The organism is Pseudidiomarina indica, from assembly GCF_900104245.1.
In the GTDB taxonomy this organism is placed as follows: Bacteria; Pseudomonadota; Gammaproteobacteria; order Enterobacterales; family Alteromonadaceae; genus Pseudidiomarina; species Pseudidiomarina indica.
The window spans coordinates 237,432-260,612 of record NZ_FMXN01000001.1 but is presented as its reverse complement, the minus strand read 5'-3'; the positions used below and the strand labels follow the sequence as shown (position 1 = coordinate 260,612).

Genomic DNA, 23,181 nt, shown 5'->3' with positions numbered 1-23,181 from the left:
ATAAGGCATCACAAAATATGAAGTTTGCTACTTATCGAAACGGAACGCGCGACGGACAACTGATGGTTGTGAGTCGCGATTTGCGTCAGGCAGTTGCGGTACCAGCCATTGCCGCAACCTTACAAGAAGCTCTGGATAACTGGGATACACTTGCGCCGCAGTTGAAACAGACCTATCAAGCACTGAATCAAGGTGAGTTGGCTGCTGCCGTAGCATTTGATGAAAGTCGCTGTGAATCACCACTGCCGCGAGCTTATCAATGGGCGGATGGCAGTGCTTATGTGAATCATGTGGAGTTGGTTCGCAAAGCGCGCAACGCAGAAATGCCGGAAAGTTTTTGGACGGATCCCTTGATGTACCAAGGGGGCTCAGACGATTTCTTAGGGCCAAAAGAAGATATCGCTATGGCTGATCCTGCTTGGGGCATCGATTTTGAAGGCGAAGTCGCAGTCATTACCAGCGATGTGCCAATGGGAGTATCGGTTGCTGACGCAGGACAACACATTCGTCTGCTGATGTTAGTGAATGATGTTTCGTTACGCGGGTTAATTCCGGGTGAGCTTGGCAAAGGCTTTGGCTTCTTCCAATCGAAGCCATCCTCAGCGTTTTCTCCAGTGGCGGTGACCCCGGATGAATTAGGGGAACAATGGCACGATTATAAGGTGCATTTGCCATTATTGAGCTACTATAACGATAAGCCTTTTGGTAAACCTAATGCGGGGCAGGATATGACGTTTAATTTTGCCCAGTTAATTGCTCATGCGGCAAAAACACGCAGGTTAGGTGCTGGCGCTATCATTGGTTCTGGGACCGTTTCCAATAAGCAAGGAACGGAGTACGGAAGCGCCATTGATGAAGGAGGGGTGGGGTATAGTTGTATCGCAGAAGTTCGCATGATTGAAACCATCCGTGATGGTCAGCCTTCGACCGGGTTTATGCAATTTGGTGACACCATTAAAATTGAAATGCTGGACACCACTGGCGCAAGTATTTTTGGCAGCATTGAGCAACAGGTTGTGCCATATCACGGTGGTTAACATTCACTCGCGGAGTTGAATATGGAACTCTATGGCTACTGGCGCTCAAGCGCCAGTTACCGAGTGCGTATTGCGCTCAAATACAAACAACTCGAATACAATTATATTCCTGTTCACCTGATTAAAGATGGTGGCGAACAACACAAACAGTCGTATCGACAGTTGAACCCCAATGGACTGGTGCCAACCTTTGTGGACGGCACGGTGATCTTGCATCAATCCCTCGCGATTATGGAATATCTGGATGAAACCTATCCGCATCCGTCGTTGCTGCCGGGAACAGCGCAACAGCGTGGCGCGATTCGGGCGATTTCCTTGGATATTGCCAGTGAACTGCAACCGCTGATTAATTTGCGTGTACAGCAGTACTTAATGCGGGAGCTCAACCTTGTGGATGAGCAAAAACAAGCTTGGTTGCAGCATTGGTTTCGACATAGTTTCACTGCCTTAGAACGCAACTTAGAAGAGGTGGCGGGTAACTACTGTGTGGGGAACCAGTTCTCCATGGCTGATGTGTGTTTAGTCCCCCAAGTTTATAGTGCTGAACGCTTTGGGATTGATTTAACACCTTATCCCTTATTGCGGTCTGTTTATGGGCGTTTAAGCGAGTTACCTTGGGTGGCAGCAGCTCACCCGAGCAAACAACCAGACGCTGAAAACTAACCGCATTTACTTTGAGTTTCATCGCACAAACCGAATGCCTAGCTCGTATCTTGCTAGGCATTTTGCTTTAATAGCCTCACGCATAGCAACCAAGGATTATAAGCATGAAAAGCAAATTAGCGATTGCCATAGCTGCAGCGTTATTTACCGTGTCTTGCACCACAACGCAGGCACCCGCAGCACCACAACAAGTGAATGCACCAGTAGCTGTACTAGCCACTGCCGAAAACCCACAAGCGGTGGCGGGTCAGTCATTGACCTTAAAGCAAATTATGGCTGATCAAGACTGGGTGGCACGGTCACCGAGCAATGCCTATTGGATGTTGGATGGCAGTGGCGTTTTGTATCAGCAAAAACGTCTCGGCTCACAAGTCAGTGATTGGTATCACCAGCCCTTGAATGAAGCGGCTCATTTAGTTCCGTTAGAGAAACTGCATCTTTATGCCTACCAAAGTGGTGTCTATAACGGTGATCGCAGCATGCTGGCATACACCTTTGAAGGCAACGTCTTTGTTCGCGACTTAAGCACCCAAGAAACACGCCAATTGACACGTAATGATGCCCGCCAATCACAGCTGGTGTTTTTGACCAATGGCTTACTTGCCTATCGTCAAGGGAACGAGTTTTACACGGTTGACCCACAAACTGGATTAACGCAGCAGATTGCCGCATTAGCCTTACGTGACAAACCGGCCGCCAACACGGAGCCCAAAGATTTCATTGCCCGTGAGCAACAGCAACTCATTGAGTTTGTGCAGGTGGAGCGGAAAAATAAAGCGGAGCGGTTTGATTACCGTCAGCAATTACAGCGCCAAAACAGTTCGTTAGCTCCTGAGCCTTTCTATTTAGGAAGCGGCAAACAAATTGTTGCCACTAGCCTATCCCCTGCGGGCGACAAGTTACTGGTGGCAGTGAGCGCCCCGCAGAAGTGGCGTGATGATGGCGATATTATGCCGAATTATGTGACCGAAGATGGACGTATTGCAGCGGAGCCAGTTCGTGCACGAGTGGCAGATGCCAAGCCGGTTGATCATGAAATCTATTTGCTTGATTTAACCCAAGGCGATGCCACCAAGCTAACTTACAACACCTTGCCAGGCTGGGATGAAGATGTTCTTGCAGACGTCCGTCGCGAGAACTACGCCGCCGAAGGGAAAACGTATCGTTCAGAGAAGAAGCCTCGTCCCATCACCTTGATGCAAGACTGGGGATGGCAAGCAGGTGCGATTCGCTGGACCCACGATGGTTCGCAAGCCGCCTTAATGTTGGAAGCTTGGGATAATAAAGACCGCTGGATTGCGACCGTGGACTTTGCCGGCAAACAGTTGGTGAACCACGAACGCTTACATGATCCGGCTTGGATCAATTACACCCATAATGAATTCGGATTCTTACCGCACAGCGATACATTATGGTTCCAATCTGAGGCAGACGGGTACGCTCACCTTTATGTGAAGCCATTAACCGGCAAAGCCAAACAATTAACCAAGGGCAAGTTTGTGACGGAAAACCCGTCGGTGAGTGCGGATGGCAGTTATATTTATTTCTCTGCCAACGTGATTCACCCAGGGCAATATGAAGTCTATCGCGTGCACACTGGTACCGCGAAACTGGAGCAATTAACTGCTCTGGGTGGGATGAACCATTACGAACTGAGTCCACAAGAAGACCGTTTGTTAATCAAACACTCATCGGCTTTACAGCCAGAAGAGTTGTATGTTCAAACCATCGGCCAACAAGATACGCAGCGCTTGACGTACACCGCAACGGAAGAGTTTATGAGTTTTGATTGGGTGGCACCAGAAATTGTGGCCATTCCATCAAGCCATGTGGATGATCCGATTTATACCCGAGTTTACTATCCGAAGGATTATGATCCAAACCGTGCGGAAAAATATCCAGCGGTGGTCTTTATTCACGGGGCAGGGTATTTGCAGAACGCTCATGCGGGTTGGTCCAATTACCAACGCGAATTCATGTTCCATACCTTCTTAACGGAACAAGGTTATGTGGTTCTTGACCTCGACTATCGCGGTTCGAAAGGTTATGGGCGGGATTGGCGCACGGCCATTTATCGTCAAATGGGAACCCCGGAAGTAGAAGACTTGGTTGACGTGGTAAAATGGGCGGGTGAACACGCGCATGTCGATACCGAGCGGATGGGAACCTATGGCGGTTCTTACGGTGGCTTCCTAACCTTTATGGCGTTATTCAAAGAGCCAGGGTTATTTAAAGCCGGGTCGGCGTTACGACCGGTCAGTGATTGGGCGCATTACAATACTGGGTATACGTCAAATATCTTGAACTTACCTGATGATGACCCGATTGCTTATCGTCGCAGTTCGCCCATTTACTTTACCGAAGGGCTTCAAGACGCACTCTTGATCAACTCACCGATGGTGGATGATAACGTGTTCTTCCAAGACAGTGTGCGCTTGGTGCAACGGTTGATTGAACAAGAAAAAGAGAACTTTGAAACGGCAATTTTCCCAGTGGAGCCGCACGGTTTCCGTCAGCCATCAAGCTGGTTGGATGAATACCGTCGTATCTTCAAGCTGTTCGAAGAAAACTTAAAATAGCGGCATAAATCGCACGCATAAAAAAATCCCGGCTTAGGCCGGGATTTTTATTTCTTACCCTGTTATCACAACGGGGTTATTGTGTTTTCGTCATCGCCGCAGAGGCTGTCGCACGCGCTTCGTGGAAGCTGGCTACGCGCTCGTCCTTGGTAAAGGGGAGGCGTTCTGCATGAGTCGCGGCTGCTAAAGGCGTAAACTCATCATCCCGAATTGCCGCACTGGCTTTGGTCATAGGCGCATAACTGCTGCCATGGGCACGCCCATTGCTGCGGTTTGGCTGTTGCGCTGATGAATTGCTGGAAACATTAGCTGAATGTTCTTCAGAGGTTGCGGCTACCGCAATCGGAGCTGCTGTGGTTTCCTCTTGGGTTGTGGTTTCAGCAACAGGCGTTTCCGCTTCTTGCGTCTCTTCAACCACGACAACTTCAGCCGCTTCCGCTGCAGCCGATTCCACTTCGGTTGTTTCAACCTCAGCCTCAGCCTCAGCCTTAACCTCAGCCTCAGCCTTAACCTCAGCTTGTACGTTCTCAGCTTCGCTGGCTGTGGCCGGTACTTCTGCGGCAACTGGAGCCGCAGCGGTGACTGGAGCTTCAGCAACTGCTGGCTCAGTCACTGGTGCTGCCTGCTCGTTTTCGGTCGCAACCGTTGCTGCGGTTACCGCAGCTGGTTCTGCAACAGCTCCTTCTTCTACTACAGTTCCTTCTTCCGCCGCCGGGGTTTGGCTATCTTGTTGTTGAACTTCAAGTTCGGCCTTACGACGTTGACCGGCCGCACGCTGATGACGCGGTGAACGACGGCTACGATTTCGGCTTCGTGGTGCATTGGCATCTTCTGCTGCTTCAGGGCTTGTCACAGCGGTTTCTTCAGTTTGCTCAACAACAACGCTCTCAACAACTTTTTCTGTTGCTGGTACGGGTTGCTCTACCTTACTTGCTGTTACATCATCGCTTTCAGCCATCGCAGCGGCTTGAGTCACCCGTACTGATTGTTCGAGCTGACGACGTTGACGACGCGGTTTAGGCGCCTGTACTTTTTCTTTTGCTTCAACGTTGTCTGGCGCAGCTTGCGCTTCTGCTGCTGGAGTCGTTTGCAGTACTTGCTCTTGCGAGGCTTGCGACTTTCCTTTGCCACGAGAACCGCGACGGCGTCCATTGCGTTCTGGGCGCGTTGACTTCTTCGCTTCCACTTGCTCATTGGTGGCAGCAGTCGGTTGATTCTCGACATCGTCGTTGTTCCGATCACGGTGACGTTGATTGCGGTTATTATGACGACGTTGATTATTACGGTTATTACGGCGCTGTTGACCTTGGCGACGTTGGTTAGCCGGCTGTTTTTGAGTCTTTTCAGCAGCAGCTTCGTCGCTACTAAACAAACCAGCGAGCCATTTGCCAAGTCGTGCTAATAAACCAGGACCTTCCACTTTTTTCGTGGCTGGTTTTGCTGCTGGCGTTGGTGCTGGAGTAGGCGCAGGCGTCACCGGTGCTTGAATTCCTTTAATCGCAGGCTCTTCAAAGCTCGGTTTGTCTTTATTTAGCACAATTTCTACTTCGTCCGCTTGCGGTTGCATGATCAGTTGGAAACTGTTGGTTTCAGCAACTTCATCGGTGCGGAAACGGCGCACGTCAAAATGCGGCGTTTCAAGATGCGGATTAGGAATAATTAACACCGACACTTTGTATCGTTTTTCGATATCAAAAATAAACTGGCGTTTTTCATTCAATAAATACGTTGCGACCAAAATAGGCACTTGTGCTTGCACTTGAACCGTATTGTCTTTCAGTGCTTCTTCTTCGATTAAACGCAGAATAGACAGAGCTAATGATTCCACCGAACGAATGGTGCCTTGCCCATGACAACGAGGACAAACGTGGTTTGCCGCTTCACCAAGCGATGGGCGTAAGCGTTGCCGCGACATCTCTAACAAACCAAACCGCGAAATTCGAGTCACTTGGATACGTGCCCGATCTTGCTTTAAACAATCACGTAAGCGGTTTTCCACTTCACGCTGATGCCGTGGCGGGGTCATATCGATAAAGTCGATGACTACTAAGCCACCCACGTCACGTAAGCGCAGTTGACGGGCGATTTCTTCGGCCGCTTCAAGGTTTGTTTGGAATGCCGTTTCTTCAATATCACCGCCTTTGGTGGCACGGGCCGAGTTGATATCGATAGAGGTGAGCGCTTCAGTCGGATCAATGACAATGGAGCCGCCAGAAGGCAACCGAACTTCGCGTTGGAACGCGGATTCGATTTGGCTTTCGATTTGGAAATGGTTAAACAGTGGGACGTCGCCTTGATACATTTTCACGCGATTCACAAAATCCGGGCGAATCAGTTTGACGTGATCACGAACTTGCGCGTACACCTGTTCATTGTCAATTAATACTTCACCAATATCACGACGCAAATAATCGCGGATAGCACGGAAGACCACGTTGCTTTCTTGGTGAATTAAAAATGGAGCAGGGCGGGTTTGCGATGCTTTTTCGATCGCGTCCCAGTGATGTAATAAAACGTTTAAGTCCCATTCGAGTTCTTCTTGGGATTTACCAACCCCAGCAGTGCGTACAATCAATCCCATATTATTCGGGAGATTAAGTGCATCGAGGGTTGCTTTTAATTCGCTTCGCTCTTCGCCTTCAATCCGGCGTGAAATACCACCCGCACGAGGGTTGTTGGGCATTAGAACTAAGTAGCTGCCAGCCAACGAAATGAAGGTAGTAAGGGCAGCACCTTTTTGGCCACGCTCTTCTTTATCAATCTGAACGATAACTTCCTGGCCTTCAGAAATAACTTCTTTAATGTTGGGGCGGCCGGAAAACGAATAACCGTCAGGGAAGTAAGTTTTGGCAATTTCTTTTAAGGGAAGGAACCCGTGCCGTTCGGCACCGTAATCAACGAAAGCAGCTTCTAAACTTGGCTCAATCCGAGTGATTTTGCCTTTATAGATATTTGCTTTCTTTTGCTCATGGCCCGGGCTTTCAATGTCGAGGTCATACAAACGTTGACCATCAACAAGCGCAACGCGCAGCTCTTCTTGCTGGGTTGCGTTAATTAACATTCTTTTCATGGTTGTGACTCATATCATCAGGCCACAACACAGTACGACTGGCATTCGCCATCGCTATTTCGAGATTGAATTGTTTTCGGTTAAGGGGCTCATTCAGCCAACCCTAACATCCCCCGTTGTACGACTCTGCTTAAACGTGAGACATGAAATTTGTTACCAAGCCGAAATGCGCTTGTTAAAGGCCATACTGCGTTGCAGCATTGGTTCTTCAAATTTGGTTTGAGTGACTTTTCGGCGCATTCAATCAATCTTCAATAATTCAACAGTGAAGAAGGCCAATATAAAAATTCCATGCCGTCAACTTCTCGATGCCTTCAATGTTTCAACAACAGGGCTATCGTAAGCTGAGGTGGATGAATTGGCATAACTGCGCTCGACTCAAACCTCAAGGTATTATTTGTTTCGTTGCTTCAACCATAACCCGCAAATGCACTGATTATGGTGTACCGCTCTCTCTGAACCGGTGCGGATTTTTCCGGCGGCCCATTATCCCATGAATTTTAGTGTAAATACAAGATGTATCTTGGTGAAAGCTCATGCTAAAATCCGCCCCCTATGAGCGACTCCACCCCCACTTCACAAGGCGTACAATTCCAGACAGTCGAAGCTGACTATCAGGACCAACGCATCGATAATTACCTCTTAGCACAGCTAAAAGGGGTCCCTAAGTCATTGGTTTATCGAATCCTTCGTAAAGGCGAAGTGCGCGTTAATAAGAAGCGGGTAAAACCGGAGTATAAGTTACAAGCCGGTGATGTGGTGCGTATCCCCCCGGTTCGAGTGGCGGCAGAAAACCCGTTACCATCGGCGAACCTTGCTCAAGTTCAGGCCCTCAAAGATCTCATTTTGTATGAAGATGGATTATTGCTGGTGCTGAATAAGCCGGCAGGGCTAGCAGTTCATGGCGGGTCAGGGTTGCAGTTTGGCTTGATTGAAAGCCTGCGCGCGTTGCGACCGGAAGCAAAGCACCTAGAACTCGTGCACCGTCTTGACCGCGATACCAGTGGGTGTATCTTGATTGCGAAGCGGCGTTCTGCGTTGCGTCATTTGCACGAGCAACTGCGCAATAAGATCATGGATAAATATTATCTCGCGTTAGTCCGAGGCCAGTGGCAGCCACATGTAAAGCGGGTGACAGCGCCGCTACTGAAGAATACCTTGAAGTCGGGCGAGCGAGTGGTGCGGGTTGATGTGCAAGGGAAACCGTCGGAAACTAAATTTCGGATTGTGCAAAAATACGCCACCGCGACTTTAGTCGAAGCATCTCCCATTACCGGCCGTACGCATCAAATTCGTGTGCATACGTTGCATGCCGGGCATCCCATTGCTGGGGATCCAAAATATGGAGATGCAGACTTTGACCAAAGTCTGCGTGAGCTGGGCTTGCAACGATTGTTTTTACATGCCCATCGCGTGTCGTTTCAGCATCCGCAAACGGGGCAAACCCTTACCATTGAGGCGCCCCTTGATGAACAGTTGCAAGAGGTCTTAAGTCAGCTTAAGCGAGTGTAAGCCGGAACATAAATAAAGGTTTGCTTGAATGAAAACACCCAATATCGTCTTAGCGTCCACTTCACCTTATCGTCGCGCGTTACTGCAGAAGGTCATCCCAGAGTTTGCTGTGGCAGCGCCGGAGGTGGATGAAACAGCGCAGCCAAACGAGTCCCCGCAACAATTAGTGGAGCGATTAGCACAGGCTAAAGCTCGTGCTGTTGGCGCAGCTTTTCCGCAGCACTATATTATTGGGAGCGACCAAGTAGCGGTGGTAGGGGAGCAGATTTTAGGAAAGCCTGGTACCACAGAAAACGCCATCCAGCAGTTGCAACAAATGCGGGGTAAAACGGTGACGTTTTTAACCGGATTGGCGTTGTATGACAGCGCGCAAAATCGCATCCAAAGTGTGGTCGAGCCATTTGCCGTCACCCTCAGGGATTTGACGGATGCGGAAATAGCCACTTATGTTGCACTTGAGCAACCCTTGAATTGTGCGGGAAGTTTTAAAAGTGAAGGGCTGGGTATTTGTTTGTTTGAACACTTACGTGGCGATGATCCCAACGCCTTGGTGGGGTTACCTTTAATCCAGCTGGTCCGAATGCTTGCCCGCTGGGAATATAATCCATTACTGATGAATTCAGTGGTCCGTTAATTTGCCGCTGAACGCCGATAAAGCACTTGTGTTCAGCAGCTTAATCCATTAAGATTCGCGCCCTATGCAGAAGGTTCGTGTACCGATTTCGGTAGATCCGGTCAAAAGTGCCGGCAAACAGTTGACTTATCTAGGGATCGTTCCAGGGAAGTCGCTTGCCCGTTTACAAGAGATGCTCATTGAGCCCTGTGCGGATGTTGAGGTATCATTATCCTTTGATACTGACGAGCAGGGAATCAAGCGCATTCTGGGCAGTGGCCAAGTGACGGTTCAGGCGGCGTGTGAACGCTGCGGTGAAAAAATGGCGTTAGCATTAGCGAGCGACTTTATTTATGCACCGATAACACGTCGACAAACGGCCACCGAAATGCCTGAAGAGTACGAGCCCTTTGAAGTTGACGAAATGGGTGAAGTTAATCTGCATACCCTAGTCGAAGATGAACTGATATTGGCGATGCCAGTCGTGGTCAAGCATGACGAACGCGAATGTCGTGTAGATACTCATGCAATGCAATGGGGGGACATTGACGAAACACCTGATGTCAGTGATAACCCGTTTGCTGTGTTGCAAGAATTAAAGCGTAAATAAACTTAGGAGATAGCGTAAATGGCTGTACAACAGAATCGGAAAAGTCGTTCTAAACGCGACATGCGTCGTGCACACGATGCGCTGAGCGGCCCTACACTGTCGGTTGACTCTACCTCTGGTGAAACACATCGTCGTCACCATGTAACAGCTGATGGTTTCTATAAAGGTCGTAAAGTAATTAACAAGTAACCGACGTTTGGAAAGTGAGGCAATGGCCACACTGACAACTTTGGCTCTTGATGCAATGGGGGGCGATCATGGCCCCTCTATTGTTATCGACGCTTTAACGCAAGCGTTATCCACATTTCCTGAGGTCCAATTCATTGTCGTAGGCGATGACACGGAGCTTCAGCCGCTCTTAGACCAAGCTCAATTGCTTGGCAATCCTCGTGTCGTAGTCAAACATGCCAGCCAAACCGTGACCATGACGGATAAGCCCGGCTATTCATTACGAGCTAAACCCGACTCATCCATGCGTGTCGCGCTTGAATTGGTGGCGACCGAACAAGCCATGGCTTGTGTGAGTGCGGGGAACACAGGCGCGTTAATGACGAATGCCTACTTCACGTTGAAAACCTTACCTGGTGTGTTACGTCCCGCTTTAGTCTCTGCCATACCTCAACAGCAAGAAAAATTTTCATTGATGCTGGATCTCGGCGCTAACACTGTGTGTGACTCAGAAACGCTGTTTCAATTTGGCGTAATGGGAGCCGTTGCGGCGCAAGCCGTACTAGGTATTGAGCGGCCGCGGATTGCCTTGCTGAATGTGGGCGAGGAAGACACCAAAGGGAATGATGTCGTGAAAGCTGCGGCCGCGTTGTTCCAGCAATCGTCCCAATTGAACTACATTGGTTTCATTGAAGGGGACGATTTATTTTCGAATCAGGCGGATGTGATTGTTTGTGATGGGTTTGTCGGTAATATAGCCCTGAAAAGTTGTGAAGGTTTAGCCGATCTGCTGCTGAGTAATATTAATGAGAATATTCATAAGCATTGGCTGACCCGCTGGTTTGTGAAACTATTTTATCGTCGGCTAAAAAGCTCTTGGGAGTGGTTGAAGCCCGACCACTATAATGGAGCGAGTCTGATAGGATTGCGCGGAGTGGTTATCAAAAGTCATGGTGATGCGAATGCTCGCGCTTTTTATAGTGCGATTGAGCAGGCTGTGGCAGCAACCCAACGCGATCTACCCGCACGTATTCGTGATCGAGTAGAACAGGTTCTGTTAGAGCAGGAATAGAAGTTATTATGCCATCCGTTATTGCAGGCACAGGGCATTATTTGCCCGTTCAGTGCCTGACCAACGCCATGCTTGAACAGCGTGTCGACACTAGCCACGAGTGGATTGTAGAACGTACTGGAATTCATGAACGGCGCATTGCTGGCCCCACAGAGAATAACGTCACCATGGGGGTCGCTGCGGCACGTCAGGCACTGCAAGCAGCTTTATTAGATGCGGCTGATCTTGATTTAATTATTGTGGCCACCACCTCCGGTGATTACGCTTTCCCGAGCGTTGCTTGTGAAATCCAAGCGCAACTAACCTCCCGTCCCATTCCCGCGTTTGATGTTGGCGCTGCATGTGCCGGCTTTATTTTTGCGCTGAGCGTTGCTGATCAATATATTCGCGCGGGGACCTATCGCAATGTGTTGGTGATTGGGAGCGATGTATTATCGCGCTTCTGCCACCCCGATGATCGCAATACTTTGGTGTTGTTTGGCGATGGAGCTGGTGCTGTTGTGTTAACCGCAGGTGAGCAGGGAGGAATTCTATCCACCCATTTACACAGTGCGGGCGAATTTGCACAACTATTAGGGGTAAAACATGCAGCCCGTCAGGCGGCGGAACCGCTGGCGGAAGCATGGATGTTTATGCAAGGCCGCGAAGTCTTTAAAGTTGCCGTGACAAAACTTAGTGAGTTGGTTATTGAAACCTTAGCCGCCCATCAATTAACGCCTGCGGCGATTGACTGGCTGGTACCCCACCAAGCCAATATGCGCATTATTACTGCAACTGCAAAAAAACTAGATTTGCCTTTGGCTCAGGTCGTGACCACGTTATCTTATACGGGGAACACGTCGGCTGCGTCCGTGCCCATTGCGCTGGATACGGCGATTCGTGATGGCCGGATTCAACGGGGACAAAAACTCTTGTTAGAGGCCTTTGGCGGTGGTTTCGCTTGGGGCTCTGCATTAATCGATTATTAACGAAAGGACATTGTCATGCGAGCTTATGTATTTCCTGGACAAGGATCGCAATCGGTCGGAATGTTGGCAGATGTTGCTGCCGCGTACCCGGTGGTCGGTGAAACCTTTGCTGAAGCAAGCTCAGTATTAGGTTATGATTTATGGCAGCTGGTTCAAGAAGGCCCAGCCGAACAGTTGAATGAAACGCAACGGACGCAACCGGCATTATTAACGGCAAGTGTTGCTTTGTATCGCGTTCTAGAACAAGCAGGAGTACCAGCACCTGATTTTATGGCTGGCCATAGTTTAGGTGAATATTCAGCCTTGGTATGTGCAGGCGCCATGGCCTTTACTGATGCCGTGCATTTAGTCGCCAAGCGCGGCGAATATATGCAGCAAGCGGTGCCTGCAGGGGTGGGCTCGATGGCGGCAATTATCGGATTAGATGATGCAGCGGTGGTAGCTGCGTGCGCCTCAGCGGCGGGTGACGACGTGGTCGCTGCAGTGAACTTTAACTCACCCGGGCAAGTGGTGATTGCTGGTCACCAAGCAGCCGTGCAACGTGCTGGCGAAGCTTGTCTTGCGGCTGGGGCGAAGCGGGCTCTGCCGTTATCGGTCAGTGTGCCATCGCACTGTGCGTTGATGCAGCCTGCTGCCGAACAACTGGCAACCGAATTACAGCAGATTCCGATGCAAGCACCGCGCATTCCTGTGGTCAATAACGTTGATGTGGCAATGCCAATGGATGCGGATGCAATTCGTGATGCGCTGATTCGTCAGCTGTATTCCCCCGTGCGCTGGACCGAAACAGTCCAGTTTTTAGCCGCTCAAGGGGTGACAACATTGGATGAAATTGGTCCCGGTAAAGTGTTAACCGGGTTGATGAAACGGATAGACAAAAACTTGAATGGCGAAGCAATCAATACCGTCGATGCTATCGTCGCAAGGAGCTAACATGACAGATCTGATGAATTTAACCGGGCAAGTTGCCTTGGTCACTGGTGCCAGTCGCGGGATTGGCAAAGCCATTGCGCAACAACTGGTGGCTCGCGGTGTCACCGTAATCGGAACCGCTACAACGGCTAGTGGTGCGGAAGCAATCAGCGCATACCTCGGTGAACAAGGCGAAGGTTACGCCCTCAACGTGACCGATCCAGACAGCATTACCGCGGTGTTGCAATACATCGATGAAAAATATGGTCAGCTTGATATTCTGGTTAACAACGCGGGCATTACCCGTGATAACTTATTAATGCGCATGAAAGATGACGAATGGAACAGTGTCATGGACACCAACCTCACGTCCGTTTATCGTCTGTGCAAAGGCGTTATGCGTGGCATGATGAAACGTCGTCAAGGGCGTATCATCAATATTTCTTCAGTGGTAGGAACCACCGGGAACCCAGGCCAAACCAACTACTGCGCTGCAAAAGCAGGGCTGGTGGGCTTTACCAAAGCGTTGGCGAAAGAAATCGCGGCCCGCGGTATCACTGTGAACTGTGTCGCTCCCGGTTTTATTGACACCGATATGACGAAAGCCTTGACGGACGATCAAAAACAAGCGATTTTTACCAATATTCCAGCGGCGCGCTTAGGGCAACCTGAAGAAATTGCTGCGGCTGTGGTATTTTTAGCGTCACCTGGCGCGGCCTATATTACGGGCGAAACCATTCATGTGAATGGTGGCATGGCGATGGTATAATCGCCGCGTGCTGGGGAAACCCGGTTGGAAATACGCCAAAGGGGTATGACCTCTTAGGGGTCGAGCAAGTTTTACTTTATTATTGGGCTCGGTTTCACTACACTAAGCGCAATTCTTGAATTTAAGACCGATAGATTGAAGGGATATATACAAAATGAGTACTATTGAAGAACGCGTTAAAAAAATCATTGTTGAGCAATTAGGCGTTAAAGAAGAAGAAGTTAAACCAGAAGCTTCTTTCGAAAACGACCTGGGCGCAGACTCGTTGGACATCGTTGAATTAGTGATGGCTCTTGAGGAAGAGTTTGACACTGAGATTCCAGACGAAGAAGCTGAAAAAATCCGTACCGTTGAAGCTGCAATCGAGTACGTAAAAAGCCACTCTGGCGAATAAGTTATGCTGAAGAGAAGGGCGGAACGTTGATTCCGCCTTTTTTATATGTGGTTTAACGGTCAACGCCTTTCACCAACTCAACTCGACCGTGGCTTGCAATTTGGCGACGGCCACTTCACAACACTCGTTATTCGAGCGGGACGTTTGCAATTCTGGGAACGCCATTGGCAACGTTTACGCACCGCGAGTCAGCGTTTATATCTTGAGCTACCACCGCTTGCCGATGTCCTTGCAGTGCTGACTGCTATCGCGACAGAAACGCCGGATTGTGTGGTAAAAATCATTGTCACGCGCGGCCTTGGTGAACGTGGTTATGCGCCGCCCACTCAACCACAGACCCATTGGTACGTCACCACCGCACCCTTGCCCCAATGGGATCCACGCCCACTCACCGTGGAGCTTGCGCAGTATCAATTGGCTCGACAGCCTGCTCTGGCCGGGCTCAAGACCCTCAATCGACTGGACCAAGTCTTGCTTTCGCATGAACGCCAACAACGAGGTGTGGATGAGTTGCTGGTGACGGATACCGAACAACAATTGGTGGAGGCGACGAGTAGTAATTTATTTTGGTATGATGGGCAGCAGTGGCGCTTTCCCTGTTTAAAACAAGCGGGGATAGCCGGTATCATGCAAGCCGAAATTCAGGCCCAGGTATTGCCGCACGCGTTACCAACGTACGCAACTTGGTCTGATTTACTCATGGCAGAACAAGCATTTATTTGCAATACCGTGCTGGGGCCGCGCCCCATTGGCCAATTAGGACATAAAAAACTCCATCAACAAGGACTACCAGAGGCCGTTCAACAGTGGTATTTAAACGTATTATCCAATTCATTGCCGGGTTGATATTACTGCTGACCTTACTCACATTTGGTCTGTTTTGGTATGGCTCTCAGCAATTACACCAGTCACTTGGTTTTACCGCACCGATTCAAATCGAAGTACAGCGAGGCATGCATGCTCGCACGATTTTGCATCACCTTAATCAACAAGGGGCAACACTCAACGTTACGTCGGTTTACCTAGCCAGCCGCGTGTTAGCGAATCCCCAGCGGATCCAAGCCGGCGTTTATGAACTCACCCCTAGCGACACCGTGGCAGACTTGTGGCGCAAGCTGCGTCATGGCGAGCAGTATGTGTTTCGGGTGGCGCTGATTGAAGGGCGGACGCTGGCGGAATGGGTGGAGGTGTTAGAAAACAGCGACCATTTGCTCTGGCCTGATGAATTACGAGGAAATACCGCGCAACTGCAACAGCGATTGAATGAACGACTAGGCACCCAACATGCTTCTTTTGAAGGATTGTTATACCCTGATACCTATGGCTATACGGCTAACACCCAAGGTCTGGATTTGCTGGTGACGGCGTATCGCCGCATGAATCAAGAGTTGGAACAAATTTGGCAGCAGCGAGAGGCTGATTTGCCCTATGCAACGTCTTATGAATTATTGATAATGGCATCCATTATTGAAAAAGAAACTGGGCTTGACGGTGAGCGTGGAAAAGTGAGCTCCGTGTTCGTAAACCGCTTACGGACTGGTATGCGATTGCAGTCAGATCCAACAACCATTTATGGCATCCCAAACTTTGATGGCAACTTAACTCGTGCCCATTTGCGTGAGTTAACCGCGTACAATACTTATCGCATTGATGGGTTACCGCCCACGCCAATTGCCATGCCGAGTCGCCAAAGTTTAGTGGCTGCTGCCCATCCAGAACAGACGGATTATTTTTACTTTGTTGCGGATGGTACCGGCAAGCACGTATTTTCACGAACCTTGGCCGAACACAACCGTGCTGTGAATCGTTATCAAAGGAACCAACGCTAATGCCACGAGGTAAATTCATTGTCATTGAAGGGCTGGAAGGAGCGGGTAAAAGCTCCGCCATGGCGTGTGTGAAGAACTTTTTAACCGAGCACGCAATTCCCCATCGCCAAGTGCGCGAGCCCGGTGGGACGCCAATGGCGGAAGCGATCCGTGCTTTGGTAAAGCAGCCATGGATGGAAACCGTCACGGCAGAAACTGAACTCTTATTAATGTATGCCAGCCGAGCACAACTGGTTGCCAATGTGATTGAGCCGAGCTTAGCCCAAGGAGAATGGGTGATTGGGGATCGGCACGATTTATCATCACGCGCGTATCAAGGCGGTGGGCGGGGCATTGCCGATGAGAAGTTGGCCAGTTTACGTCAGTTGGTCTTGGGGGAGTTTCAACCGGATTTAACCTTATTGCTGGATATTGAACCTCAGCGAGGATTAGCTCGTGCTCAAGCGCGCGGTGATTTAGACCGAATTGAACAAGAGGAGCTGGCTTTTTTTAAACGGACACGGCAACGCTATTTAAGTATCGCAGCCACCGATCCAACCATCCAAGTGATTGATGCGAATCAAGACATGGCGGCCGTCCATCGAGATTTGTTACAACAATTGCAGCGTTTTATGGCACAGGAGCTCAATTAACCGATGCATTTACCCTGGTTACGAGAACCCTGGCGTCAATTGATTGGTGAGGCGCAACAGCACCGTTTAAGCCATGCTCATTGCATTCCTGCACGGGAAGAGCTTGGTGCCAGTGTGTTTACAGAAAACTTTGTCCGTTTTTTGCTATGCCAAAATCCGACACAGCAAGCCTGCGGTCAGTGTAAAAGTTGCTTATTGTGGGCTGCGGAGACCCACCCCGATTATTACGAATTGAAAAGTGATGATGGGCGGGCCATTGGTGTTGATAAGATTCGCGAACTGACGCATCAATTACAGCAAACAGCAAGTCAGCAGGGCGCCAAGGTTGCGTGGATTAAAGAGGCCCATCGGCTGACCACGGAAGCGGCCAATGCGCTATTAAAAACCTTGGAAGAGCCGAGCCCGAATACTTATTTGATTTTGAGCCCTGAACGGACCGCTGATTTATTGCCGACGTTACGTAGCCGGATGCAACTTCATCGCTTTGTCGAACCCGATCAAGCGGCCCTCGAACATTGGTTAACCCAGCAATTAAAACGCTCGTTAACATCAGCAGAACGCCATTTAGTGACCTCCTACCAAGGGGCGCCGTTGACGGCTTTAGCCGCGTTACGAGGCGAACAGGATGAGGTGGAGCGGGTTGCATTGATTGCCCGCGCTGCGGTGGGAGCCGCGGTTTGGCCGCAACCGACCAAAGACGATGCCAACCATTGGCTCATGGCGAGCATTGCGTGGTTGCAAGAGCTGCTTCGTGTGCAGCAACAGTTACCCCCGCATCGGTGCCATTATCCGCAGTTGCAAGAATGGGCACAGACTTGGTTGCAACAGCAACCCAGTCATCCGGTGACGACCCTCAGTCATCGGCTTTCTCTGTGTTATAATCTGCGCCATATGACCCGCGAGCAAAGCGGCTTAAACTTGCCCTTGTTGCTACAAAACTTGTGGTTGCAATGGCAGCCGCACCGTTAGATTTCATCAGTTGGAGTTGTTGTGTTTGTTGATTCTCATTGTCACCTAGATCGGATTGATCTGGCGCCGTTTGATGGCAAATTAGAAAACGTGATTCGGGCTGCCCAGGCCGCACAAGTGAAACATATGTTGTGCGTGGGGGTGACGCTGGATGCCTTTCCTGCCATGCGTGAGTTGGTAGCAGAGTTCCCTGAAGTGAGCATGAGCTGTGGCATGCACCCGCTATATGTGGCTAAAAACCCTTATGATCCTCAGCAGTTAAAAGCGATGGCAGCGGCTCCCGAAGTGGTTGCGATTGGCGAAACTGGGCTGGATTATTATTACGATCCTGAAAGTCACCCGGTGCAACAAGAAAGTTTTGCTTATCATATTCAATTAGCCAATGAATTAGATAAACCCCTTATTATTCATACCCGCGATGCCCGCGACGATACCTTAGCAATGTTGCGCGAAGGTCGCGCTGAGCGCTGTGGTGGGGTCCTTCATTGTTTTACGGAAACCTATGAAATGGCCAAGCAAGCCATTGATGATTTAGATTTTTATATCTCAATTTCTGGAATTGTTTCGTTTCGCAATGCAACGGAATTACGCGAGGTGGTGCGTAAGTTGCCGTTAGAAAAGTTATTGATTGAAACAGACAGCCCGTGGTTAGCGCCTGTCCCTCATCGAGGGAAAGAAAATCAGCCGGCATTTGTGGCAGACGTGGCTCGTTGTGTGGCTGAGGTGAAAGGAATTTCAGTGGAGGAAGTTGCGGCCGTCACCACAGAAAATTTTTATCAGTTGTTTCAGCGGGCTGCAATAACTATTTAACGATTCTTTACAAGGTAAAATTAGCAATTTTAAATTTGCGCGCTAGACTCAATAGTAATCGTTAAAGAGTTTTAATGAGTAGAGTTAGCGCACGGCTCAAACCCTTGAGCCATTCCCCTAAGCTCGGGACTCCCTCCAAATTGGTCCCGAGCATTTTTTTGTCTGTTATTTCTTATTGCCCTTGCCAGATAACTAAAAGAATCAACACAGGGCAGACAAACTTCACATACCACGGCCAAATTTTCCAGAACAGTGACCGCTCAATGTCTGGCGCACCTTGCTGTAGTTCGCGCAGCAATTTATTTTGGCGCAACACCCACGTCAGCATAACGGCAAAGGTAATGCCCAATAGCGGCTGCATGTACACGGTGGTGAAGGTAATCACAGCGCCAAAAAGTAGCTCAAAATTATAAATAATAATGGCAGCCACAAGGCCGATAGAAAGGCCCACAACCCATGACATTTGTGAACGGGATTGCCCGGTTTCTTCCACCAAAGTATTGACCGGTGCTTCAAGCATTGAAATGGATGATGTGATAGCGGCAATCATCATGAGTGCAAAAAAGGCAATACTGACCCAAATCCCGGCGGCCCCCATGGAGTCAAACATAGCGGGTAACACTTGAAAAACAAGGGTATCACTGGATAACAATTGGCCCGCATCATTATAAATGACCACGCCCAATTCTTGTGCGACAAACATGGCTGGTAGGATCAATAACCCCGCTAAAAAGGCAACCGACGTATCGAGCACGGCCACCCAGCCAGCTGTTTTTGGGAGGTGCTCATCTTTGGACAGATAGGCACCGTAGGTCATCATACAGCAGACCCCAATGGATAATGAGAAAAAGGCTTGACCCATGGCGCGAATCAGCAAATTCGGATTGGTCACTTGTGAAAAGTCGGGGCTTAGGTACATTTTTAAACCGCTTGTTGCACCGGGCAAGGTGAGAATGTATGCGGCCATCCCAACCAGTAACACAAATAATAGCGGCATCAACCGTCGCGACCAACGCTCAATGCCATCATTCACTCCCGAGCGGACCACATGAATTGTCACGATAAGGAAAACCGCCATCATTAATAAGTTGCGTTCGGTATTGAAGTCAGTGAGCCAACGAGCAGCTTTTTCCCAACCGAACAACTCAGCAATGGGGGCCAGCATGTGAGCTAATAACCACCCTGAAACAATGCCGTAGAAGCTTAAGATAAGCGAGAGCACAATCAACCCTAGAATACCTGAAAAGGTTCCGAAGCGGCGCCACAGTGGTTTATCATCGATAGAACGGAGGGCTTCAATCGGGTTACGTTGCCGCATTCGACCAATGGTCAGTTCGGCCACCAACATGGGGTAGGCGAGCAGGGCGACCATCAAGAGGTAAACCAGTAAAAATGCTCCACCACCATTCTGTGCAGCTTGGGTTGGGAACCCCCAAATATTACCGACGCCAACGGCAGAGCCAGCAGCAGCAAGAATGAAACCAATGCGGGAGGAGAAAGCAGGAGATTTAAGTGCCATAAAATAATGTTCTTATTAATTGTTCAGGAGATTACGCAGTGAGTTCACCGCGCAAGTTAGTTTGCAATCGTTGTTGTATCTCGTGTTGAGGTAAGTTCTGTGAAAGCAAATAATGCAGTTTTGTGAGAGCAGCCTCAATGGTCATATCATGACCGCTGACCACACCAATTTGAGCGAGGGCACTTCCTGTCGCATAGCCGCCCATATTCACTTTACCTTTAAAGCACTGGGTACAGTTCAACACCACGGTACCTTGTTCTATGGCGCGTTGCAAACTGTTCAGCAATTGGGGGTTTTGCGGTGCATTACCGACCCCATAACTGAGCATAATGAGCGCTTTGACAGGTTGCTGGAGCATGTTGTCCAAAATGGCGGCAGAAATCCCCGGATATAGGGTTACGACCCCAATCGCTTGTGGGGTAACTGGGGTTAACCGCAATGGCGTTTGTCCAATGGGTTGGACTGTCCCTGCTTCAACAGTAATTTGAATGCCAGCTTTTAACAGCGGGGCAAAATTGGGGGAGGCGAACGCATGAAACCCATTCGCATCGGCTTTGGTGGCTCGGTTGCCACGAAACAGCGTGTTATTAAAAAACAAACTCACTTCGTGAATGGGGTAATTGGCTGCCAGATAAAGCGCATTCAGTAAATTTTGTTGACCGTCGGAGCGGAGCGCTGCTAACGGAATTTGGGAGCCTGTAATAATGACTGGCTTGGCCAAGTTCTCAAACATGAACGACAGTGCAGAGGCGGTGTACGCCATGGTGTCAGTGCCATGCAAGATCACAAACCCATCATAGTCGTTGTAGTGTCGCTGAATATCTTCGGCAATGAGTTGCCAGTCGGCCGGTGCCATATCCGATGAGTCCATCAGAGGAGAGTATTCATGGATGGTGAATTCCGGCATCTCATCTCGATAAAACTCTGGCATGCGTTGCACACATTCGGTTAAAAATCCCGACACAGGGATGTACCCCTGTGTCGATTTTTGCATTCCAATGGTGCCGCCTGTGTAGGCGATATAGATACGTTTTTTTGTCATGATTTACGGCAAAGGACAGATTTCACAAAGGGCATAAACGCCATTGGGGTCATTAAATTGGTTCAGTAATTTAACCTCTTTAAAGATGCGCTGCAATTGAATCTCTAACGGCGAATAGGTGGGGGCTGTCCATGACGCAGGAACCAGTGCCGTGGCTTGTCCGAACATTTCCTGCAAGAACTTCTCTTTGGCAGACAAATCAGGCTCCACCACCATAACCTCATAGTTCTCGAGCTCTGCACGTTGGGCGGCAGCAGCTATCGCGTCATCGAGCTCTCCCAGCGCATCAACCAGACCCAGTTGCAGGGCTTGTTGGCCGGTCCAAATACGGCCTTGAGCCACTTCATGAACAGCGTCGTAAGTCATGTCGCGACTTTCTGCCACCATGCTCACAAAATCACGATAGAATTTCTCGATGGAAATTTGGATGAGATATTTACCATGCTCATCAAGGCCACGCGTGACATCTAGTACTGGCATGTTCGTGGTGTGGTACCCATCGTTGTAGACACCGATGTGTGCAAGAGAATTCTCGACGGTGAAAAACATGCCAAAGACCCCAATTGAACCCGTGATGGTTTCAGGGGTTGCCCAGATTTCGTCAGCGCTTGCGGAAATCCAGTAACCACCTGATGCCGCAACGCTGCTCATGGATGCAATGACTGGTTTCCCAGCTTTTTTCAATTCCAATACTTCCTGGCGAATAATTTCTGAGGCAAAACCACTTCCGCCTGGGCTATCAACGCGTAGAACAACTGCTTTTACATCATCGTCTAAACGTGCCTTGCGTAACAATGCAGCGGTACTATCACCGCCAATCATGCCTGCTTTTTGGTGACCATCGACAATGGTACCGCGGGCAATAACAATCGCAACTTTATCATCTGCTGATTGCTCACTATCCGCCTTAGCTGGACCATTCAGCGCGGCTAAATATTCCTCATGACCAATTTTTTTCCAGCTTTTCTTATCGTCGTCGAGACCGGTTAAATCGATCATTTCTTGCCGGAATTGCTCGCGTGAGTATAGAGCGGTGACCAGGCCGGTCGTCACGGCCATGGCTGCAATATCATTGTCGTGCTCAGCAACGGCAGCAATAAAATCTTCCATTTTGCCAGACAGGATACGTGGGTCGATTTCTCGTAATTGTGCTAAATCAGCCACATAAATGTCCCAAAGCTCATCATAAAGTAACTGGTTTGCTTCCCGTGCTTCGTCAGACATATCGTTTCGAGTGTAGGGCTCAACCGCTGACTTGTAGGCGCCAACCTTAAACACATGCGCATTGATTTTGAGCTTTTCGAGCAGATCCTTGAAGTACAAACGGTAGGAGCCGAAACCTTCAAAAGCAACCATGCCCAGTGGATTTAAATAAACCCGGTCGGCGTGCGCGGCAAGATAGTATTGCGATTGGGTGTAATGATCCGCATAGGTCATGACTGGTTTACCGGTGGCTCGGAAGCGCTCAATGGCTGCTCCAACGGTTTTCATTTTATTGAGACCACCGCCCATAAATAGCGACAACTCGAGGTTCAAACCGCTAATACGATCGTCGGTGGCTGCCTCATCAATTGCGTTGATGACATCACTTAACACGACTTCGGGGATTTGATTATGGCTGCCCGCCAATTCATTCACAAAGGCATCCAATGGATGCACCCAGGTTTTTTCTTCGACCAATACGCCCGATAGATTAAGGGTGAGGAGGCTATTGTTGGGAACAACGATCGGCTGTTCTTCAGCAGAAAATAACCCGATCACCAAAATCAACAGCACAAAAAAGATAATGTTGAGAATCACCTTTCGGATGATGTTGATTAAACCAAAAAGCTTTCTAAATACGCTTGCAATATCGCTCATAGTTGTCATCTCTAGTGGAATCCATACCCGCTTCAAGAGTAACCTAGAAATAACGCATAAACCAGTCAGACAATGTAACAGAGAGTGATCATTTGTTATGCTAGGATGCATTTCCACGATCCCCGTTGGGATTCTTCTAGCTAGTTCATTAGA

At 49.3% G+C, this 23,181-nt stretch carries 21 protein-coding genes; 17 read left to right on the top strand and 4 right to left on the bottom strand.

The genetic code is table 11. The features are described from left to right. The first annotated feature begins 17 nt into the window (after nt 1-17). The 3 genes from BLP64_RS01165 to BLP64_RS01155 all read left to right on the top strand — a co-directional run bounded on the left by BLP64_RS01165 (nt 18) and on the right by BLP64_RS01155 (nt 4,279). Nucleotides 18-1,037: a fumarylacetoacetate hydrolase family protein gene (locus tag BLP64_RS01165; protein WP_092590887.1), complete on the top strand. Its 1,020-nt coding sequence runs from the start codon at nt 18-20 to the stop codon at nt 1,035-1,037. A gap of 21 nt (nt 1,038-1,058) precedes the next feature. Then, nucleotides 1,059-1,700 carry a maleylacetoacetate isomerase gene (gene maiA, locus BLP64_RS01160; protein ID WP_092590885.1) on the top strand — a complete coding sequence of 214 codons (642 nt, stop codon included), beginning with the start codon at nt 1,059-1,061 and terminating at the stop codon, nt 1,698-1,700. Between the two features lie 104 nt (nt 1,701-1,804). Then, nucleotides 1,805-4,279 carry a S9 family peptidase gene (locus BLP64_RS01155; RefSeq protein ID WP_092590883.1) on the top strand — a complete coding sequence of 825 codons (2,475 nt, stop codon included), beginning with the start codon at nt 1,805-1,807 and terminating at the stop codon, nt 4,277-4,279. Nucleotides 4,280-4,355: 76 nt separating this feature from the next. On the opposite strand, the gene rne is transcribed toward BLP64_RS01155, so the two are convergent. Next, the gene (rne, locus tag BLP64_RS01150; RefSeq protein WP_092590881.1) at nt 4,356-7,349 is read right to left on the bottom strand and encodes a ribonuclease E; all 2,994 of its coding nucleotides are present in this window, start codon (nt 7,347-7,349) and stop codon (nt 4,356-4,358) included. 555 nt (nt 7,350-7,904) lie between these two features. Here rne and rluC point away from each other — a divergent pair. The 14 genes from rluC to BLP64_RS01080 all read left to right on the top strand — a co-directional run bounded on the left by rluC (nt 7,905) and on the right by BLP64_RS01080 (nt 18,607). Further along, entirely contained in the window at nt 7,905-8,861 is a 957-nt protein-coding gene (gene rluC, locus BLP64_RS01145; RefSeq protein WP_092590879.1) for a 23S rRNA pseudouridine(955/2504/2580) synthase RluC, read from the top strand. 28 nt (nt 8,862-8,889) lie between these two features. Continuing rightward, entirely contained in the window at nt 8,890-9,495 is a 606-nt protein-coding gene (locus BLP64_RS01140) for a Maf family protein (RefSeq protein ID WP_092590877.1), read from the top strand. A gap of 64 nt (nt 9,496-9,559) precedes the next feature. Beyond that, a complete protein-coding gene (gene yceD, locus BLP64_RS01135) occupies nt 9,560-10,084 on the top strand; it encodes a 23S rRNA accumulation protein YceD (RefSeq protein ID WP_092590875.1) in 525 nt (174 codons plus the stop codon). An 18-nt stretch (nt 10,085-10,102) separates the two neighbouring features. Then, on the top strand, nt 10,103-10,273 hold the full coding sequence (gene rpmF, locus BLP64_RS01130; RefSeq protein ID WP_092590873.1) for a 50S ribosomal protein L32: 171 nt from the start codon (nt 10,103-10,105) through the stop codon (nt 10,271-10,273). Nucleotides 10,274-10,295: 22 nt separating this feature from the next. Further along, nucleotides 10,296-11,324, top strand: a complete 1,029-nt coding sequence (gene plsX, locus BLP64_RS01125) for a phosphate acyltransferase PlsX (RefSeq protein ID WP_092590871.1) — start codon at nt 10,296-10,298, stop codon at nt 11,322-11,324. An 8-nt stretch (nt 11,325-11,332) separates the two neighbouring features. Continuing rightward, a complete protein-coding gene (locus BLP64_RS01120) occupies nt 11,333-12,292 on the top strand; it encodes a beta-ketoacyl-ACP synthase III (protein WP_092590869.1) in 960 nt (319 codons plus the stop codon). A gap of 15 nt (nt 12,293-12,307) precedes the next feature. Next, nucleotides 12,308-13,225, top strand: a complete 918-nt coding sequence (gene fabD, locus BLP64_RS01115) for an ACP S-malonyltransferase (protein ID WP_407681255.1) — start codon at nt 12,308-12,310, stop codon at nt 13,223-13,225. 1 nt (nt 13,226) lies between these two features. Further along, nucleotides 13,227-13,973: a 3-oxoacyl-ACP reductase FabG gene (gene fabG, locus BLP64_RS01110; protein ID WP_092590865.1), complete on the top strand. Its 747-nt coding sequence runs from the start codon at nt 13,227-13,229 to the stop codon at nt 13,971-13,973. A gap of 154 nt (nt 13,974-14,127) precedes the next feature. After that, nucleotides 14,128-14,367 carry an acyl carrier protein gene (acpP, locus tag BLP64_RS01105; protein WP_092590863.1) on the top strand — a complete coding sequence of 80 codons (240 nt, stop codon included), beginning with the start codon at nt 14,128-14,130 and terminating at the stop codon, nt 14,365-14,367. A gap of 45 nt (nt 14,368-14,412) precedes the next feature. Further along, on the top strand, nt 14,413-15,213 hold the full coding sequence (pabC, locus tag BLP64_RS01100; protein ID WP_092590861.1) for an aminodeoxychorismate lyase: 801 nt from the start codon (nt 14,413-14,415) through the stop codon (nt 15,211-15,213). Next, nucleotides 15,174-16,196 carry an endolytic transglycosylase MltG gene (gene mltG / locus BLP64_RS01095; protein WP_092590859.1) on the top strand — a complete coding sequence of 341 codons (1,023 nt, stop codon included), beginning with the start codon at nt 15,174-15,176 and terminating at the stop codon, nt 16,194-16,196. Before pabC ends, mltG begins: the two co-directional genes overlap by 40 nt. Next, nucleotides 16,196-16,828: a dTMP kinase gene (gene tmk / locus BLP64_RS01090; protein WP_092590857.1), complete on the top strand. Its 633-nt coding sequence runs from the start codon at nt 16,196-16,198 to the stop codon at nt 16,826-16,828. The genes mltG and tmk overlap by 1 nt, the downstream gene beginning before the upstream one ends. 3 nt (nt 16,829-16,831) lie before the next feature. After that, a complete protein-coding gene (locus BLP64_RS01085; protein WP_092590855.1) occupies nt 16,832-17,797 on the top strand; it encodes a hypothetical protein in 966 nt (321 codons plus the stop codon). 21 nt (nt 17,798-17,818) lie between these two features. After that, nucleotides 17,819-18,607, top strand: a complete 789-nt coding sequence (locus BLP64_RS01080) for a TatD family hydrolase (RefSeq protein ID WP_092590853.1) — start codon at nt 17,819-17,821, stop codon at nt 18,605-18,607. 172 nt (nt 18,608-18,779) lie between these two features. Here BLP64_RS01080 and BLP64_RS01075 read toward each other — a convergent pair whose 3' ends face one another. From BLP64_RS01075 to sppA, 3 genes are read right to left on the bottom strand one after another with little or no spacing between them, the layout of a single operon-like run. Further along, nucleotides 18,780-20,126, bottom strand: coding sequence for a sodium-dependent transporter (locus BLP64_RS01075; protein WP_092590851.1), 1,347 nt, complete (start codon nt 20,124-20,126; stop codon nt 18,780-18,782). Between the two features lie 31 nt (nt 20,127-20,157). After that, entirely contained in the window at nt 20,158-21,168 is a 1,011-nt protein-coding gene (gene ansA, locus BLP64_RS01070) for an asparaginase (protein WP_092590849.1), read from the bottom strand. Between the two features lie 3 nt (nt 21,169-21,171). After that, a complete protein-coding gene (gene sppA, locus BLP64_RS01065; protein ID WP_176754872.1) occupies nt 21,172-23,028 on the bottom strand; it encodes a signal peptide peptidase SppA in 1,857 nt (618 codons plus the stop codon). Between the last annotated feature and the right edge of the window lie 153 nt (nt 23,029-23,181).